Annotated in this window: 13 protein-coding genes and 1 other RNA gene; 5 read left to right on the forward strand and 9 right to left on the reverse strand. The window is 66.5% G+C overall.

Annotated elements, in window-relative coordinates; all coding sequences use genetic code 11:
• Window position 1 precedes the first annotated feature (1 nt).
• From ispE to ffs, 4 genes are all read right to left on the reverse strand, one after another.
• Window positions 2-898, reverse strand: a complete 897-nt coding sequence (gene ispE, locus QME71_00460) for a 4-(cytidine 5'-diphospho)-2-C-methyl-D-erythritol kinase (GenBank protein MDI6856780.1) — start codon at window positions 896-898, stop codon at window positions 2-4.
• The gene (gene rsmA / locus QME71_00465) at window positions 895-1,842 is read right to left on the reverse strand and encodes a 16S rRNA (adenine(1518)-N(6)/adenine(1519)-N(6))-dimethyltransferase RsmA (protein ID MDI6856781.1); all 948 of its coding nucleotides are present in this window, start codon (window positions 1,840-1,842) and stop codon (window positions 895-897) included. Before rsmA ends, ispE begins: the two co-directional genes overlap by 4 nt.
• A complete protein-coding gene (locus QME71_00470; protein MDI6856782.1) occupies window positions 1,817-3,289 on the reverse strand; it encodes a ubiquitin-like domain-containing protein in 1,473 nt (490 codons plus the stop codon). The genes rsmA and QME71_00470 overlap by 26 nt, the downstream gene beginning before the upstream one ends.
• A 69-nt stretch (window positions 3,290-3,358) precedes the next feature.
• An RNA gene (ffs, locus tag QME71_00475) (signal recognition particle sRNA large type) lies at window positions 3,359-3,622 on the reverse strand.
• A 312-nt stretch (window positions 3,623-3,934) separates the two neighbouring features.
• Here ffs and QME71_00480 point away from each other — a divergent pair.
• From QME71_00480 to QME71_00495, 4 genes are read left to right on the forward strand one after another with little or no spacing between them, the layout of a single operon-like run.
• The gene (locus QME71_00480) at window positions 3,935-4,798 is read left to right on the forward strand and encodes a UTP--glucose-1-phosphate uridylyltransferase (protein MDI6856783.1); all 864 of its coding nucleotides are present in this window, start codon (window positions 3,935-3,937) and stop codon (window positions 4,796-4,798) included.
• A gap of 28 nt (window positions 4,799-4,826) precedes the next feature.
• Entirely contained in the window at window positions 4,827-6,203 is a 1,377-nt protein-coding gene (locus tag QME71_00485) for a hypothetical protein (protein ID MDI6856784.1), read from the forward strand.
• A 13-nt stretch (window positions 6,204-6,216) separates the two neighbouring features.
• Window positions 6,217-7,029, forward strand: coding sequence for an SDR family oxidoreductase (locus tag QME71_00490; protein MDI6856785.1), 813 nt, complete (start codon window positions 6,217-6,219; stop codon window positions 7,027-7,029).
• A gap of 3 nt (window positions 7,030-7,032) precedes the next feature.
• Entirely contained in the window at window positions 7,033-7,710 is a 678-nt protein-coding gene (locus QME71_00495; protein MDI6856786.1) for an adenine nucleotide alpha hydrolase, read from the forward strand.
• Here the strand turns inward: QME71_00495 and QME71_00500 are convergent.
• The 5 genes from QME71_00500 to lepA all read right to left on the reverse strand — a co-directional run bounded on the left by QME71_00500 (window position 7,679) and on the right by lepA (window position 15,463).
• On the reverse strand, window positions 7,679-8,986 hold the full coding sequence (locus tag QME71_00500; protein MDI6856787.1) for an MFS transporter: 1,308 nt from the start codon (window positions 8,984-8,986) through the stop codon (window positions 7,679-7,681). The two genes, QME71_00495 and QME71_00500, sit on opposite strands and share 32 nt — an antisense overlap.
• A 102-nt stretch (window positions 8,987-9,088) precedes the next feature.
• Window positions 9,089-11,371: an MMPL family transporter gene (locus QME71_00505; GenBank protein ID MDI6856788.1), complete on the reverse strand. Its 2,283-nt coding sequence runs from the start codon at window positions 11,369-11,371 to the stop codon at window positions 9,089-9,091.
• A gap of 29 nt (window positions 11,372-11,400) precedes the next feature.
• Window positions 11,401-12,504, reverse strand: coding sequence for a branched-chain amino acid ABC transporter substrate-binding protein (locus QME71_00510; GenBank protein MDI6856789.1), 1,104 nt, complete (start codon window positions 12,502-12,504; stop codon window positions 11,401-11,403).
• 296 nt (window positions 12,505-12,800) lie between these two features.
• Window positions 12,801-13,559, reverse strand: a complete 759-nt coding sequence (locus QME71_00515) for a glutaminyl-peptide cyclotransferase (protein ID MDI6856790.1) — start codon at window positions 13,557-13,559, stop codon at window positions 12,801-12,803.
• A gap of 68 nt (window positions 13,560-13,627) precedes the next feature.
• Entirely contained in the window at window positions 13,628-15,463 is a 1,836-nt protein-coding gene (lepA, locus tag QME71_00520; GenBank protein ID MDI6856791.1) for a translation elongation factor 4, read from the reverse strand.
• Between the two features lie 61 nt (window positions 15,464-15,524).
• Here lepA and QME71_00525 point away from each other — a divergent pair, with 61 nt between their 5' ends.
• Window positions 15,525-16,082: a hemerythrin domain-containing protein gene (locus tag QME71_00525; protein MDI6856792.1), complete on the forward strand. Its 558-nt coding sequence runs from the start codon at window positions 15,525-15,527 to the stop codon at window positions 16,080-16,082.
• Window positions 16,083-16,091 lie beyond the last annotated feature (9 nt).

Here is a 16,091-nt window from a genome sequence, read left to right on the forward strand (position 1 = left end):
GTCACTCCTCCACGCGGAGTGCGGTGGCAGGCGTCGCTTCGAGCGTCCCGACCAGGAAAAGGTCGAGGCCCGCCGCGGCGAGACGGTCCAGGTACTCCTGGGTTGTCTCGCCGGGGCAGAGGAGGAAGAAGAAGGCGGGCCCGCTGCCGGCAAGATGGGGCCGGTTCGAGCCGATTGTGCCCGCGAGCGTCATCGCCTCGGTGGCCGCAGGGACTACATCGGAGACAACCTTCTCGAAAACGTTATAGAGGTCGCCATCGCCGACAGGCTCTCCGCCGCGGAGCTTCTCCACGAGCGCAGCAGTCCGGCTTCCGTCCGTGTAATGTTCCGGCGTCAGCCGCGCGTACATTAGCGCCGTCTTGCGGGGAATGAGCGTATGCGGGACGACCAGGAGCAGCCGGCACTGAGGGCTATCCGGCAACGGCGTCACTTCCTCTCCGCGACCGCCGGCCCGGGCAGTGCCCCCGTGAAGGAAGAACGGGACATCGGCGCCGAGCTTCGCCCCGATCGACGCCAGCTCCCCAACAGACAGCCCGAGGCCCCAGAGCGCGTTGAGCGCTCTCAATACCGCCGCCGCGTCGGAGCTGCCGCCGCCCAGTCCGGCCGCCGCCGGCACGACCTTTTCCAACTCGATGAGCGCCCCCCGCTGGCGGTCTCCCGCCGCTTCCAGGAGCGCCGTCGCCGCCCGCTGCGCGAGGTTCTCTTCCGGCACGGCCGGCAGCCCCTCGACGCGGCCTCTCACCGACAGCCGAAGCTCCTCGTCCGGCGATACCACCACCCTATCGGCGAGGTCGATCGTCTGCAGTACCGTCGCGACCTCGTGGTAGCCGTCGTCCCGGCGTCGCAGCGCTTCCAGCGTCCAGTTCACCTTCGCCGGAGCAAACGTCGATATCCTCACCGGGCGGTGCCTCCCGATTTATGTAAACCGGACGCCGAGAACGCCCCGTAGAGTCGCGCCCAGTCTTCCAGGCCCAGCGCCTGCGCCCGCACCCGCGGATCGACTCCCGCCTCCGCGATCGTCGCCGCAACGTGGGGCGCAGACGCGCCGAGGGCATGGCTGAGGGCGTTGCGCAGTTGCTTGCGCGGGGCGCTGAAGCCGGCGCGCACGAACCGGAAGAAGCCGCCGGTGTCTTCCACTTCGACCGCCGGGCGCGCGCGCACGTCGAGCCGCAGCACGGCCGACTGCACTTTCGGCGGCGGGTAGAAGGCTGAGGGCGGAACCGTGAAGAGCAGGCGGGGCGACGCGTAGAACTGCACGCTCATTCCCAGCAGACTCGTTTTCCCCGGCCCGGCGACGATGCTCTCCGCCACCTCCTTCTGCACCATGACGACGAGTCGCGACGGTGGCGCCGTAGCCTCGAGGAAGAAGCGCAGCACCGGCGCGGCGATGTAGTACGGGAGGTTGGCGACGACGACGTACGGCGGCGATGCGCCCGCCTCCCGCAACAGTTGCGAGGGGGTGAGCGACAGCACGTCGGCGCAGACCAGCGAGAGGTTGGGCGTCTCCGCGAACCGCTGCCGCAGGTGGTCGCAAAGCTCCTCGTCTACCTCGACCGCGACAACCCTGGCGGCGCGCTTTGCGAGCAGGGCCGTCAGCGTGCCCAGCCCGGCGCCCACCTCCACCACCGTGTCGTCGGGAGACAGTTTGGCGGCGCGGACGATCCGCTGTAGTATTCGGCGGTCGCGCAGGAAGTGCTGCCCTAGCCCCTTGCGCGCGAAGTGGCCTGCTTCTCGAAGCGCGCGGGGGGCGCGGGGGAAGCGGCGGGTTGGGGGAATGCGCCAGTCGTCTTCGACGGCTTGCCGCTTCTTTCCCTCGTCAGGGGCCGAGGATGTAGATGTCAACCCAGCGCGAGGTCCAGTTCGGGGTGACCCCATCGGGAAAACCGAGGTCGATAATATTGCCCTTGATGGCGCCGCCGCAGTCCGCGGCTACCCCAAAGCCGTAGCCGGGAATGTACATGCGTGTTCCATATGGTATCACGGTCGGGTCGACGGCCACAACGCCGATGGTGACGGGGACGCCGGTGCTGGTGATTCCGTACCCTGGCGAGGAGCGGGGCTTCCCCGCCGACGCAGGGTTGTACCACGTAGCGTATACCCGCATGACCTGCACAACGTTCAGGCCATCGGGCACGGAAACGGCGGCAGCGGCGACCGCGCTTCGGGTCGAGTAGTACACGACAGCGTCCACCGGCTCTTTCTCCACCCACTCGCGGCTCAGCGTCCTCGCCACTTCAACGCCGTTCTCGTATGTCACATCGTACTCTCTGGCGAGGATGCCCGGCTCGCCGTCGACCTCCCGCACCTTACCCCAGGGCAGGTCGGGGTCGGCGCGCGCCACGGTGTCGTACGGGATGTCCTCCCACTCGACCAGCTTGTCGACGTCGACGGCGAAGACCTGGACCGTCATCCCGTCTACCACCGCTTCGTCCCGCCCCGGCTCGACGCGGTCCATCGCTCCCAGTTCGATTCCCGCCTCTTCGAGCGCGTCCCCGACGACGGGTTGGTGCGTGTAGACGGTCCTCTCGCCGTCCGGCAGCAACACGTTCAACTTCTCGGCATGGGTGACGTGCACGGACATCCCGGCGACGAGCGGCGTATCGAGATCGGGGACGACGCGGTCACCAGGGCGGATGAGGACGCCGCCCTCCTTTAGCGCCAGAGACAGGTTCAGCTCGCTGGAACGCAGATGAAGCGTATGGCCGTCCTCGATGACCGTGAACGATACTGCCCGGCGCAGGGACAGCGAAAGCGGCGCTTTGGGGCTGGCAACAGCGGGGAAGCTGCCGATCCCCCGCGAGCGGTATACCATGAGCATCCTGCCGGCGGCGAGCGAATCGTCCGGACTGACACGCACGTCGTTCACGAAAACGCTGTCGGCGTCCGCGATGCGCACCCCGATCTCCGCCAGGGCCTCCCCCACCGTCTTCGCCGTAGTTCTCCAGTAGACGAGGCGACCATCGACCTCGGCGATCACGGGGACCGCGCGCTCGACAGTCACGATCTCGTCGCCCCGCCTGCTCTGCCGGTGAGTTACGACGTCGCCTTGCGACAGGGTGACGCCGGCCGAGCGGAGGAGAGCCGCCTCCGACCGCAGATGAGTGGCCACAGTCCGCTCGGTCCCGTCCGCCACAACTACGAAACGGCGGGCAGGGAGAAGCAGAAGGGCTACGGCAGCTATGAGCGCGAGCGCTGAGAGAAAAGCTACGTGTGAGCCGTGGATTAAGAGTCTTGCTTCCGGTGTTTGGTGAGTCCCGGCCTGCCACCCTGCCGGAACCCTGCTACGCATTCGCGCTCCGTTGCTTTTCTCGGGCAAACAACCTCCCTGTTAAAGGCGGAGCAGGGCATATAATCGCGGCCGTGCACCCGCTGTCGATCTGGCCCGCAGGCTTCACACCGCTCGCTAGCTCAAACCCGGTTGCCCTGCGGCACCCGAAGACCGCTACTTACCGCTGCTTCCTTCCGGACCTGACGGGGTTCATAGGGTTTCGCTGCGTAGGACCAGGTCGTCAACACTGCGCTGCGGCGCTCAGTCCCGCGAACTTAAGACCTCGAGCGGGAGTTCAACCCCGCTATAGCGGCTTGCGGGTTCAGGGCACCGCTAGCTCCCCGTCTAGCACGACCGCGCGAAATACTAACACGGCGCTTTGGCCTAATGTCAATCCTTTTTTGTCAAGTAATGAACAAAAACCTTGCTATCCAAAGCTGTAAACACGTCCACTTCATTATACCAGAAGCGCGCAAACGCTGTTCTCGCCCTCTCCTCCGAATGGCCGCCCGGTCGCTGAGCCACCCATGCGCCGGCCGCCTGTAGAGCCTCTCGCCGCCCCGGCGACGGGAACGCGACGCCTGCCTCTCTCGGCTTCGACTGCTTGCCGGGCGCTTAGACAGCATCGTAGAATTAGGCAAATCTGTCATTCAGGCGAGAGCTTTCGTGGAAATCCGCAAAGGCGTCATTCTCTGCGCCGGTCACGGCACCAGGCTCCTTCCCGCCAGCAAGGCCCAGCCGAAGGAGACCTTTCCCCTCGTCGACCGGCCAATCATCCACTACGTCGTGCAGGAGGCGCTCGATTCCGGCCTCGAACAGATAATCATGGTCACTTCTGCCGCCAAACGCGCCCTTGAAGACTACTTCGACCGCGCGCCCGCCCTCGAAAAGGCGCTGGAGGAAAAGGGCGACGCCGAACGGCTGCGCGCCGTCGTCGACGCGGCGGAGATGGCGGACCTAGTCTTCCTGCGGCAGAAGGAACAGAAGGGCATCGGGCATGCGGTCTCGCTCACTGAACAGATCATCTGCGACGAGCCCTTCGTCCTCTTCTTCCCCGACGACGTCATCCTGGCCAGGACCCCGGTGACCCGCCAGCTTATCGACGTTTACGAGCGCTACGGCGGCCCTGTGCTCGCCGTGCAGCGCGTGCCCGAGGCCGAGGTGGAAAGCTACGGCGTGATCGACGGCGAACGCGCGGGCGAACGCGTTTTCCGCGTGCGCGGCCTCATCGAGAAGCCGAAGGCAGGCGAGGCGCCGTCCAATCTGGGGATAGTGGGACGCTACGTGTTGACGCCGCACATCTTCGGCGCGCTGAGGCGCACGTCTCCCGGCATTGGCGGCGAGCTGCAGATCACGGACGCCATCGCCAACATGCTGGCGCAGCAGCCCGTGTTCGCCTGCGAGTTCGAGGGAAAACGCTTCGACACCGGTCGGCCGCTGGGACTCCTCCAGGCGTCCATCGAAATCGGACTGCTGCACCCCGAAATCGGCCCGCAACTCCGGCAGTACCTGCGCGATCTGAAGCCATGACCGCGCGCTTCACGAAAGGTTCGACACCATGAGAGTCCTCTCCCTGGGCTTTGCCCTGCCGAACCCCAGCATCGATAACTACAGCTTCGCCAGCGCGCCCTCTTTCTTCGACTACGACGCCCTTGTCGTCGACCCCGCCGCTCTCTCCCGGCTGATCGAGGAGATAGCGGACCAGGCCGCGGAGCATGCGAGCAACGCCGGCGAGCCGCTGGTCAACGGCGCTACCAGCCCTGTCGCCGTTGGCCTCGCGGACATGCTGCGACGCCGTCAGACGGAGACGGTGCGCCTGCTCTCTAAGGGCGGCGCTATCGTCTGCTTCGCCTACCCGGATGTCTACCATCACCGCGTCGTCGGCTTCACCGGCTGCGACCGCTACTACTGGCTGCCCGCTCCCCCGGGGCTGCAGTACCGGGAGCCGCACCTGCTGCCGGGCGATGGTACCAGCGTCATCCCGACCGATCACGAGCACCCGTTCGCCGCCTACATCGACGCGTTCCGTGACCGCCTCGCCTATCGCGCCTACTTCAGCGACGCCATCCCCGGCTTCGACGGCTTCGGCCGGGTGTTTGCCCGCAGCGCCGGCGGCGCGGCCGTGGGTGTCGAGCTGCGGGTTGAGGCGGGACGGATAGTCTTCCTGCCGCCGGTCGCCGAGCCGGGCCGGGGCGCCGAGCGCCACCCGCTGGCAGAGACAATCGTCAATTGCCTGCGGCGCCTGCTCGCCCTCACAGCGGAGGAGTCGCCGCCGCGCTGGGTGCGCGACCACACGCTGCCCGGCCTGCCGGAGCTCGAAGCCGAGCGCTCGGCGGCGCAAGAGGCGCTTTCGGGAGCATACGCGCGACTACAGGAGACCGAAGCGCGATTGAGCGATGTCGAGAAACACCGTCGCCTGCTATGGCAGGAAGGCAAGTTCGGGCTGGAGACCGCCGTTCGCGACGCCTTCGCGCTGCTCGGCTTCCAGGTGACCAAGGACATCGACGAACAGGGAGCCGTCTACATGGCGGGCGAGAAGCTCCTGCTCGAAGTCGAAGGCTCGCCGGAGGCCGTGGGAATGGAGCCCCACTACCGCCTGCGACGCCGTCTGGAGCAGGCCATAGCGGAGACCGGACGCCCGCAGAAAGGGCTCATCGTAGTGAACGGCTTCCGACTCGCCCCGCCGGGGGAGCGCCCGCCGCAGTACTCCGACGCCCTGCGGGTCGCCGCCGAAAGCATGCACTACTGCCTCCTCGCTTCAACCGACCTGTTCGCCGTTGTGAAAAGGCATCTGGAGGGTGACGCGTCGGCGGCGAAGTCGTTGCGCGAACTGCTCCTCTTGTGCGAGGGGGCGCTATCGCTGGAGGACGGGAGTGAGGTCAAGCCCGGTGAAACGACGGAGCCGGAAGCCCCGCAACCCAAACATGAACGTTAAGAAGGAGGACGACGTGGCTACAGCGAGGGAGAACGCGAAGGACTGGGCGCTCATTTTGGGGGCATCGAGCGGCTTCGGGGCCGCCACCGCCCTCGAACTTGCACGCAGCGGGATGAACGTCTTCGGCGTCCACCTCGACCTCCGTTCTACCCTGCCCAACGCCCAGCGCGTCGTCGCCGAAATCGAGGGCATGGGCCGCAGGGCCGTCTTCTTCAACACCAACGCCGCCGACGCCGAAAAGCGCGCCGCCGTGCTGGAATCCGTCCGCGAGACGCTGAGCGCCCAAGGCCCCGATGCATCCGTGCGCGTCTTCCTGCACTCGCTCGCCTTCGGCACACTCGTCCCCTTCGTCGCCGACGACCCGAAGGCGCGCGTCTCCCAGCGCCAGCTCGAGATGACGCTCGACGTAATGGCCAGCGCCCTCGTCTACTGGGTGCAGGACCTGGTGGCGATGAAGCTGATGCGAGCGGGCGGACGCGTCTTCGCCATGACCAGCTCCGGCTCGACCCGCGTAATCAGGAACTACGGCCCCGTGTCGGCGGCGAAGGCAGCGCTCGAATCATACGTCCGTCAGCTTGCCTACGAGCTGGCGCCGCTCGGCATCACCGTCAACGCTATCCGCGCCGGCATCACCGACACGCCGGCGCTGCGCAAGATACCGGGCGGCATGGAACTACTCGAGCGGGCGCAGCGCCAGAACCCCAGCGGCCGCGCGACAACGCCCGAGGACGCCGCCCGGGCCATCGCCGCCCTCTGCGACCCCCGGACGCAGTGGATAACGGGCAACGTCATCGGCGTGGACGGCGGCGAAGACCTGACGGCGTAGCCCATGACGGCCCCCAGAGCATGGCTGGCATGGAGCAGCGGGAAAGATAGCGCCTGGGCTTTGCGCGTCGCGCGGCAGGCCGGTGAGCTCGATGTGGTCGCCCTTCTCACCACTGTGACGGACGACCACCGGCGCGTCTCCATGCACGGCGTGCGCGAAACGCTGCTCCACGCTCAAGCCGGGGCCCTGGGGCTGCCTCTCCACGTTGTCCGCATCCCCGCGCCTTGCCCGCAAGAAGTGTACGACGACGCCATGCGCCACGTCCTGCGGGATGCGCGGGAGGAAGGGGTCACGCACGTCGTCTTCGGCGACCTGTTCCTGGCCGATGTCCGCGCCCACCGCGAGGAGCGCTTGGCAGAGGTGGGGATGGCCGCCTGCTTCCCTCTCTGGCAGCGGGACAGCGCAGCGCTCGCGCGCGAGATCATCGCCGATGGTACGAAGAGCGTAGTCGTCTGCGTCGACCCGGCGAAGGCGCCGCGGGAGATCGCGGGCAGGGCCTACGACGAGGAACTCCTCGCCTCGCTGCCCGCATCCGTCGACCCGTGCGGCGAGAACGGCGAATTCCACACCTTTGTGTGGGACTGCCCATCGTTCGCGCGGCCTGTCGCCGTCCGCGTCGGCGAAACGGTGGAGCGCGACGGCTTCCTGTTCACGGATTTGCTGCCCGCGCCACAGCGCTGACTTCCCGGCCGTTGAACGGTCGCTGGTCGCCCGGGCGCTCCTTGACAAGGGCGAGGAACAGCAGCGCCGCCAGGAACCTCCCCCCGCTCGATACGATGAACACCAGCGGCAGGTTCCACAACTCGCCGATAAGGCCGCCGAGGAGCGGCCCCGCAAACGCTGAGCTGAACACCATCGACTGGTAGACCGCCGAGTAGAATGCGCGCTTCCCGCTCGGAGAGATGTAGAGGAGCAGGCTGAAAGCGCCGAGGTTGAAGCCTGCCCACAGCGCTCCCCCTACGCCGTTGATGAAGATCACGTGCCAGGGGGCGGTCGCTGCGACCCACGCCAGGGGAAGGAACGGGATCGCCAGGCCGGTTACGGCCATCAGCCACCGCGACCCGCGCTCGTCGAGGAGACGGCCCGCTATCGGCTGTCCCGCCAGCGCCGAGACGGAGTTGATCGCCGAAAGCCCTCCTACCCAAGCGGCGTTGCCCCCCATGTTCTTGACGAGATGAACGTTGAAAAAGGGGGCCGCCACATACAGCGCAAGGTTCCAGATGAAGGTGACGGCGCAGAAGGTAACGAAGTTCTTGTCGCTCAGGAGGCCGCCCCTCGTCTGTCCGTCCCCCTCCCGCTGGCGGATCGTCCGTTCGATGTCCTGGTCCGGTATCCGGGAGTAGAAGGCTGTCGCCAGGAGGCCGGCGACCAGCGCCAGCGCCCAGGCGGACTGCCATCCTTCGGGGAAACCGACGCGATTGATCATGAGCCCCGCCAGGGGCGCCCCTATCAGCGCGCCCACGCCCATGCCGAAATTGCGCGACGAGAAGAACCGCCCCCGCACCGAGAGCGGCACTATGTCGGCGGAGAGCGAAGTCCAGGCGGGAATGCCCAGGTTGACAAAGAAGATGCGCGCCGCCCCCAACCCCATTATCGCGTAAACGACCTCTTTCCCCTGGGAGAAGAAGGGCAGCACCGCCAGTCCTAGCAGCATCATTCGGGCCATGCCCCCTCCCGTGAGGAGGACGAGCAGCTTGCGACGCCCCCAGCGCTCCGCCAGCCGCGCGCCGGGAAGCAGCGCCACGGCGCCCGACAGGCTCACCAGCGCCGCAAGGTAGCCGATCTGGGAGTCGGAGGCGCCGAATGCGAGAGCGTAGACCGCGAGGTACTGGACGACGATCCACTCGCTGAACCAGGCAAAGAAGCCGTCGAACCAGAAGGCGCGCATCCCCCTTTCCTGCGCGGCCGTCGGCTCGTCCGGCGAAGGACGCGGAAGATCGGCTGTGAGGTCATTCATCGGGGCGGCTCAGCGTGATCGTAGGGTAGCGTCGGGGCTGGAAGCAACATCCGAGGAGGAGCGAACCGGAAGCCGGCGCGACGAATGAGGAGGAGGACCGCCTCACTCGGCCATGCGGATGTGCGGCAGCCACTCAAGCCAGCGCGGCAAGTACCAGTTCCAGTCGCCCAGAAGTTTCATCGTCGCCGGCAGCAATATCGAGCGGATAATCGTGGCGTCGATGAAGATCGCCAGCGCCAGCCCGAAGCCGAACTGCTTGATGCCGAGAAAGCGCGTGAAAGCGAAGATCATCGCCACCGCAATCATGATAGCGGCCGCGCTCGTGATCGTACCTGCCGTCGCGCGTACTCCCAACGAAACAGCGCGATCGCTGCCCGCGCCTCGCTCCCAGGCTTCCTTGATCCGCGCCAGGATGAACATGTGGTAGTCCATCGACAGGCCGAAGAGGATGGCGAACAGGAACAGCGGCAGCCAGGACTCGATGATGCCCGTGGCCTCGAATCCGAGCGGGCCCTCCAGCAACCAGCCTTCTTGAAAAACGAGCACCAGTATGCCGTATGCCGCGCCCACCGAGAGGAGGTTCAGGATTATGGCCTTGACGGCGATGACAAACGAACGGAAGGTCAGCAACAGCACGAAAAACGCCAGCCCGAGAACGAACGCGAAGACAATCGGCGTGCGGCCGTCTATATGACTCCGGAAGTCGATGTTGGCGGCCGTCGCTCCCGTGACGCTCACCCTCGCAGACGACCCCTCGAACGCCGCGGGGATCAGCTCGTTGCGCAAACGTCTCACGTCGTCGAGTGCCCGCTCCTCGCCCGTGTCGGCGTTGAGTGGTATGCGGATCACCTCCGTGTCGCCGGCGCCGTTGACATCCGTCTGTATGGGAGCGCCGAAAGGAGCGTCCGGCCGTTGCGCCGAGGCAGTCTCCGCCTGGACACGCTCGACCAACTGCCGCACGCCCGACTGGATATCCTCAGCGTAAACGTTGCGGCTCTCTCCTGCGTCGACCACGACCAGCGCCGGAGAGGTGAGCCCGAGGGTGAAGTTCTCCTCCAGGGCAAGCAGCGCGCGCTTCGCTTCAACGTCATCGGAGAGGGCTTTGGCGCCGTTGAAGCCGAGATTAAAGGTCACTATCGGCGCAGCAGCCGCCAGCAGGAGGCCGGTGGCAAGAATGGCGAGAATCGCCGGTCGGGCGAGAACGAAATCGGTGATGTGTCCCCACACACCGCCACGTTCCTCGCCGCGCACGAGGAAGGGAAGGGTAAAGCGGTCGATGTACCCCGCGAGCGCGCCGAGCAACGTCGGCAGCAAGGTCACGGAAATGATGATCGCGATCATGACGACAATGACGGCCGCGAGGCCAAGACTGGTGAACGTCGCCTCGCCCACAAGGAACATCCCGCACACAGCCAGCACCACCGTCGCCCCCGCGAAGACGACCGCCTTCCCCGACGTCCCCGCAGCGATGCGGAGCGCCTCCTCGTCGCTGCGCCCCGCGCGCCGCTCATTGCGAAAGCGGGTGACCACGAACAGCGTGTAGTCGATGCCCGTGGCGAGCCCCATGAGCAACACCATCTCCGTGTAGATGGGACTCAGGGTGTAGGACTGGCTAATCACGCTGAGAACCCCGAAGGCGGTAAGGACGGCGGCGATAGCGAGAGTGAGAGGAATGAGGGCCGCAACCGGTGCCCGAAACACCAGCAGCAGTATGACCAACGTGACGGTCAGGTTGAGCATGAGCGCCCGACCCAGGTCTTCCTCGATGATCTTGTCCTGCTCCGCGAACGTCGAAGCCTCTCCGCCGCTCAGGATCGTGAAACCGGGCGACTCCTCGCTCACCTGCGCCACGGTCCGGACCACGGGGTCGATGTTCTCTTTCGCGGTCAGCACGTCGCCCTGCAGGCTCACAAGGGCAAGGCTGACGTCGCCGCTGTCGCTCGGCGCCACAAGTGGCGACGCCTCACGGGGAAGGCCGGTATCGTAATGAGTGAAGCTCCCTGAGACGATGCGCTTGTACTCGGAGACTCTCGTTCCGCCGACGTCTCGAATCTCCTCCGTTCGCAGCTCGCTGAGCCGCGTCATCAGGTCCTCGACCGTCCGGCGATACGCGGGGTCGTCCACCTGCGTCGCCGAGGAGAAGACGACGACCTCCTGCGGCGGGACTTGCCGCTCGCCGAAGCGTTCCTCGTACAGCCTCAGGGCGTCGCCGGCCTCGCCGATCCCCTCCTGCTCCCACGACGTCTTCGTCGGCATCACAATCGACGCGCCCATGGCAACGACGATCACGAGCAACCACCCCAACCCAACCAGGAGCCGGTGGTGACTGCTCCAGACCGCCATCCGGGCCGTAAACGATGTCTCTCTGTGCCGAGCTGAGTCCAACTTGTTCTCCCGGCTATCGACCGATCTCACTACGGAAAGAGATTAACAAGCCTCCCGCCCTGTACCTGGCACGCGGCCACCCCGAAGTCGAGCGCCTGGGCCGTAAGGTCAGTCTCGCTGGTAGAGCGGTCTCCGTGCTCGTCGAAGGTGATGCGGCCCGAAAGGCCGTCCTCCAGCTCGCCGGCGCTAACGGCGTCGCGGAGGGCGGCGCGGTCTATCACCAGGCTTCCGTCTTCTCTCTCCTCTGCAACGCGGGCGACGGCATCGAGCAGCAGCGTCGCCGCGTCCGCGTACTGCGCCACGAAAGCGCTAGCGTCCGGCCGGTCGCCGTGCACACGCTCGAAGTCCGCCAGGAAGTCCTCGGGCAGGGTCAGCGGGCAACCCACGAAGTAGACGCCCTCCGCAGATTCGCGCCCGACCGGCTCCACAAACGTCTGCACGGAAGCGGCGGCATCGCCGGCGCCGAACTCTCCCGCGTACCCGGCGTCGCGGAGCTGACGGTAGAGCAGGGAAACGTCCGGGTTGAAGCTGGCAAAGCCGACGAAGTCGGGCTCTGCCTCCATGATGCGCTGCACAACCAGGCCGAAGTCGACGGTGCCGAGTGGCGCGGTGTCGCGGCTGACGGCGATCCCCTGCTCCCGCATCACCGCCTCCGCCGCATTGATCAAGTCGATGCCGTAGGTCTCGCCGTCGTCGATCAGGTAGGCTGTCGTTGCGCCCAGCTCGGTGGCGACGAAGAGACCTCCTACGAGCCCCTGGAAGGAGTTGCGGTAGGCGGTGCGGAAAAAGAAGCCGCCGGGCGGCTGCGTCGACGCAAGGTCAGAGTCGGTCGCAGAGCCCGAGATGGCGACGACGCCCGCTCCCTCGTACAGAGGGAGGGCCGCGCGCGCGCCCGTGCTGCAATCGGGCCCGATCACGCCGATGAGTCCCGGCGTGTCTATGAGACGCCGCGCCGCCTGCATCGTGATCTCCTCCTCGGTGCACCCGTCGTCCTCCATCCGCAGCTCTATCTCGTGGCCCTTGATGCGCTCCCCGTTCGCCTCTTTCCAGCGGACCACACTCGTGATCACGGCGTCGCCGTCTTCCGTGCCCTCCGGCTGCTGCGAGCCCGTGAGGGGGACGGAAACGCCGATAACGATGGGTTGTCCCGCGGGAATGACGATCTCTTCGGGGTCGCGCTCGAAGGGGGGCGCGCCGCTGGCGACGGGCGCTGCGCTGCCGCACGCCGTCAGGGCGACGGACAGTATCGCAACGAAAAGAACAGGCGCCGCCGCGCTCCAGCGCGGGAGACGGGCGGCACGTGCAGAGCAGACGCCGGGCCGGTCAGGCAGTACCGGGATGCTTCACCCTCCAAAGTTTGAGGACGGCGCAGGACTGGTCCTGGCCGTCCTGTTCAGAATACACCGTGCCGTTACGGCGGTCTACCCGTCTACCGGAACCGCGCCTGCCAGATGTCCGGGCATTCCTGGCCCGTCAGGTAGAAGACCTGCGCCTCGCTGTCCCAGGCGATGCCGTTCGGCGTGCCCCCCGGACAGACTTCCGGCGGGAGCTCGAAGCGCGCCACGTCCGAAGGGTCGCGCTCCTTGATACGGTAGACGTAGCGCGTCTGCCACTGGTTCGCCCAGATATACGTGCCGTCGAACTCCAGCTCGTTGAGCCGCGCCACGGGCTGCCCTTCGTAGGAAATCGTGACCTCTCGCTCCACCTCAAACGTCTCGGGGTCGCGATAGTAGAGTGTGGCGCTGCCGTTCGAGTTGACGAGGTGGCTGTCCGTCGCCGTCAGACCCCAACCTTCGCCCTTGTAGCGCGCGAAAAGCCGGTACGGCTCGTCGGCATTGCGGTCGAACAGATAGGCCTCACCCTCTTTGTACGTCAGCAGGTACGTCCTGCCGAACGCGCGCGCCAGCCCCTCGCCGAAGAAGCCCTGCGGGTTGGGCACCGCCCACAGCACTTCCCCCGTCTCGGTGTCCAGCCCGCGCACCTGCGACTTGCCCTCGAGGCCGGTGCTTTCCCAGAGAACGCCTTCGCTGATCAGCAGCCCCTCCGTCCAGGCGTTTCCCTCGTGAGGCAGCGACTCCAGGAGCTCGACGCGTCCCTGCGGCGTCCATTCTCCCGACGGCGTCGACTCGCCGCAGGAGACCACCAGCGCGACGACGAAGGCGATGGCGAGGAGACGGACTGCTTGCATTCAGGCGGTATGATAGCAGGCGATGACGGCCAATGCACGGGTCGGCGCCGACGGTGGAACAGGGCAGCCTACTTCCCCAGCTTCAAGACGGCCATGAACGCTTCCTGCGGTATCTCCACCTGCCCCACCATGCGCATTCGCTTCTTGCCCGCCTTCTGCTTTTCCAGCAGCTTCCGCTTGCGGGTAACGTCGCCGCCGTAGCACTTGGCGAGCACGTTCTTGCGCATCGCCCGTATCGTCTCCCGCGCGACGATGCGTCCGCCGACGGCCGCCTGCACCGGGACGTCGAAGAGCTGGCGAGGAATGAGCCGCCGCAACTGGTCGACAAGCGCCCGCCCTTGCGCCTGCGCCTTCTCCGCTGGCGTGATCAGCGAGAGCGCGTCGACCGGCTGCTGGTTGACGAGGATGTCCAGCTTGACGAGCCGGGCGGGCGCGTAGTGCGAAAACGAGTAGTCGAGGCTGGCGTAGCCCTGGGTCCGCGACTTTAGCTGATCATAGAACTCGACGAGCATCTCCGACAGCGGGATGCGGTACTCCAGCACGACCCGCGCCTCGCCCGCCGCCGAACGCGCGCTTCCCTCCGTGACACGCTGGTCGAGGTACTCCATGCGGACGAACTCGCCGCGGCGGTTCGTCACCAGGTCCATCACCGTCCCGATGTAGCGGTCGGGCGCGATTACAGAGATATTCATCCACGGCTCGCGCATGACCGCCACCGCGCTGGCGTCGGGGAGGTCGGACGGATTGTCGACCACCAGCTCGCGACCGTCGGTCGTCGTCACCAGGTACTCGACGCTGGGCGCGGTGATGAGGAGCGTGAGGCCGTACTCCCGCTCCAGCCGCTCCTGCACGATCTCCATGTGCAGCAGGCCGAGGAAGCCGCAGCGGAAGCCGAAGCCGAGGGCCGCGCTCGATTCCGGCTCGTAGGTCAGCGCGTAATCGTTCAGCTTAAGCTTATCGAGGGCGTCGCGCAGGAGGCCGTAGTCGTTGGCGGCGGCGGGATAGAGGCCGGCGAAGACCATCGGCTTGGCGGGCTGGTAGCCGGGGAGCGGCTCCGCGCGGCGTTCCTCCTCCGTCACGGTGTCGCCGACGCGACAGTCCTTCACGTTCTTGAGCCCGGTCGCCACGTAGCCGACCTCGCCCGTCTCCAGCGACGCTACCGACGTCATCTCCGGACGGAAAACTCCCACTTCCAGCGGCTCGATACCGCGATGAGCGGCCGCCAGCCACAGCCGCTGCCCCGCGCGCAACGAGCCGTCCATCACCCGCACGTAGGCGATGACGCCCTTGTACGGGTCGTACTTCGAATCGAAGATGAGCGCCCGCAGCGGCGAGCCGGGCCGGCCGCGCGGCGGGTGAAGGCGCGTCACCACCGCCTCGAGTACTTCCGGGGCGCCGGTGCCGTCCTTGGCCGACGTGTAGAGTATCTCGTCGCGGGCGAAGCCGATCGCTGTTTGCAGCTCCTGCGCCACGCGCTCCGGCTCCGCGTTCGGCAGATCGATCTTGTTGACGACGGGAATGATCGTGAGGTTGTGCTCGATGGCGAGGTAGCTGTGGGCCAGCGTCTGGGCCTGTATCCCCTGCACCGCGTCGACGACGAGCAGCGCCCCCTCGCAGGCGGCGAGCGCGCGCGACACCTCGTACGTGAAGTCGACGTGCCCCGGCGTATCGATGAGGTTCAGCTCGTACTCCTCGCCATCGCGCGCACGGTAGGTCATGCGCACCGCCTTCGCCTTTATCGTCACCCCCTTTTCGCGCTCGAGCTCCATCGTATCGAGCACCTGCTCCTGCATTTGCCGTTCGGGTATAGTACCCGTAAGCTCGAGCAGGCGGTCGGCCAGCGTCGATTTCCCGTGGTCGATGTGGGCGATGATAGAAAAGTTTCGGATATGACTCTGGTCCATTGACTCGATGGTAGCATAGAAGAAGACAGCTCTCAATTTGGACACTCGGAAAGGGGGACTCGTGGAGCGCGCAAGCGAAGTATTGACGGCGGAGCACCGCGGCATCGAGCGGATGCTGCGGATTCTCGAAACGGCGGCGGCGAAGGCCGAGCGGGGCGAGAAGGTGTCGGTGGAAGTCTTCTCCGACGCCATCGACTTCATCAGGGGCTTCGCCGACGGCTGCCACCACGCGAAGGAGGAGAAGACGCTATTCCCCCTGCTGGAGCAGCGCGGGATACCGCGGCAGGGGCCTATCGGAGTGATGCTGTCGGAGCACGAAGCAGGACGGCGCTACGTGGCGCAGATAGCGGCGTCGCTGGAGGGCTACGCCCGCGGCGATGCGGCGGCCACGCGCACGCTCACCGAAAACGCGCGTGAGTACGTGGCGCTTCTCCGCCAGCACATCACGAAGGAAGACAACGTCCTCTTCCCCATGAGCGACCGCGTCCTCACCGAAGACGACCAGAAGGGCCTGGTGGAGCGGTTCGAGGAGATCGAGCGGGAAGAGATCGGCGAGGGCGTCCACGAGCGGTACCACGGCATGCTCGACCGCCTGGAGCGCGAGATGGGTATCGTCTAGCGTGGCGGA

The sequence above is a fragment of the Dehalococcoidia bacterium genome (assembly GCA_030018455.1).
GTDB lineage: Bacteria > Chloroflexota > Dehalococcoidia > DSTF01 > JALHUB01 > JASEFU01.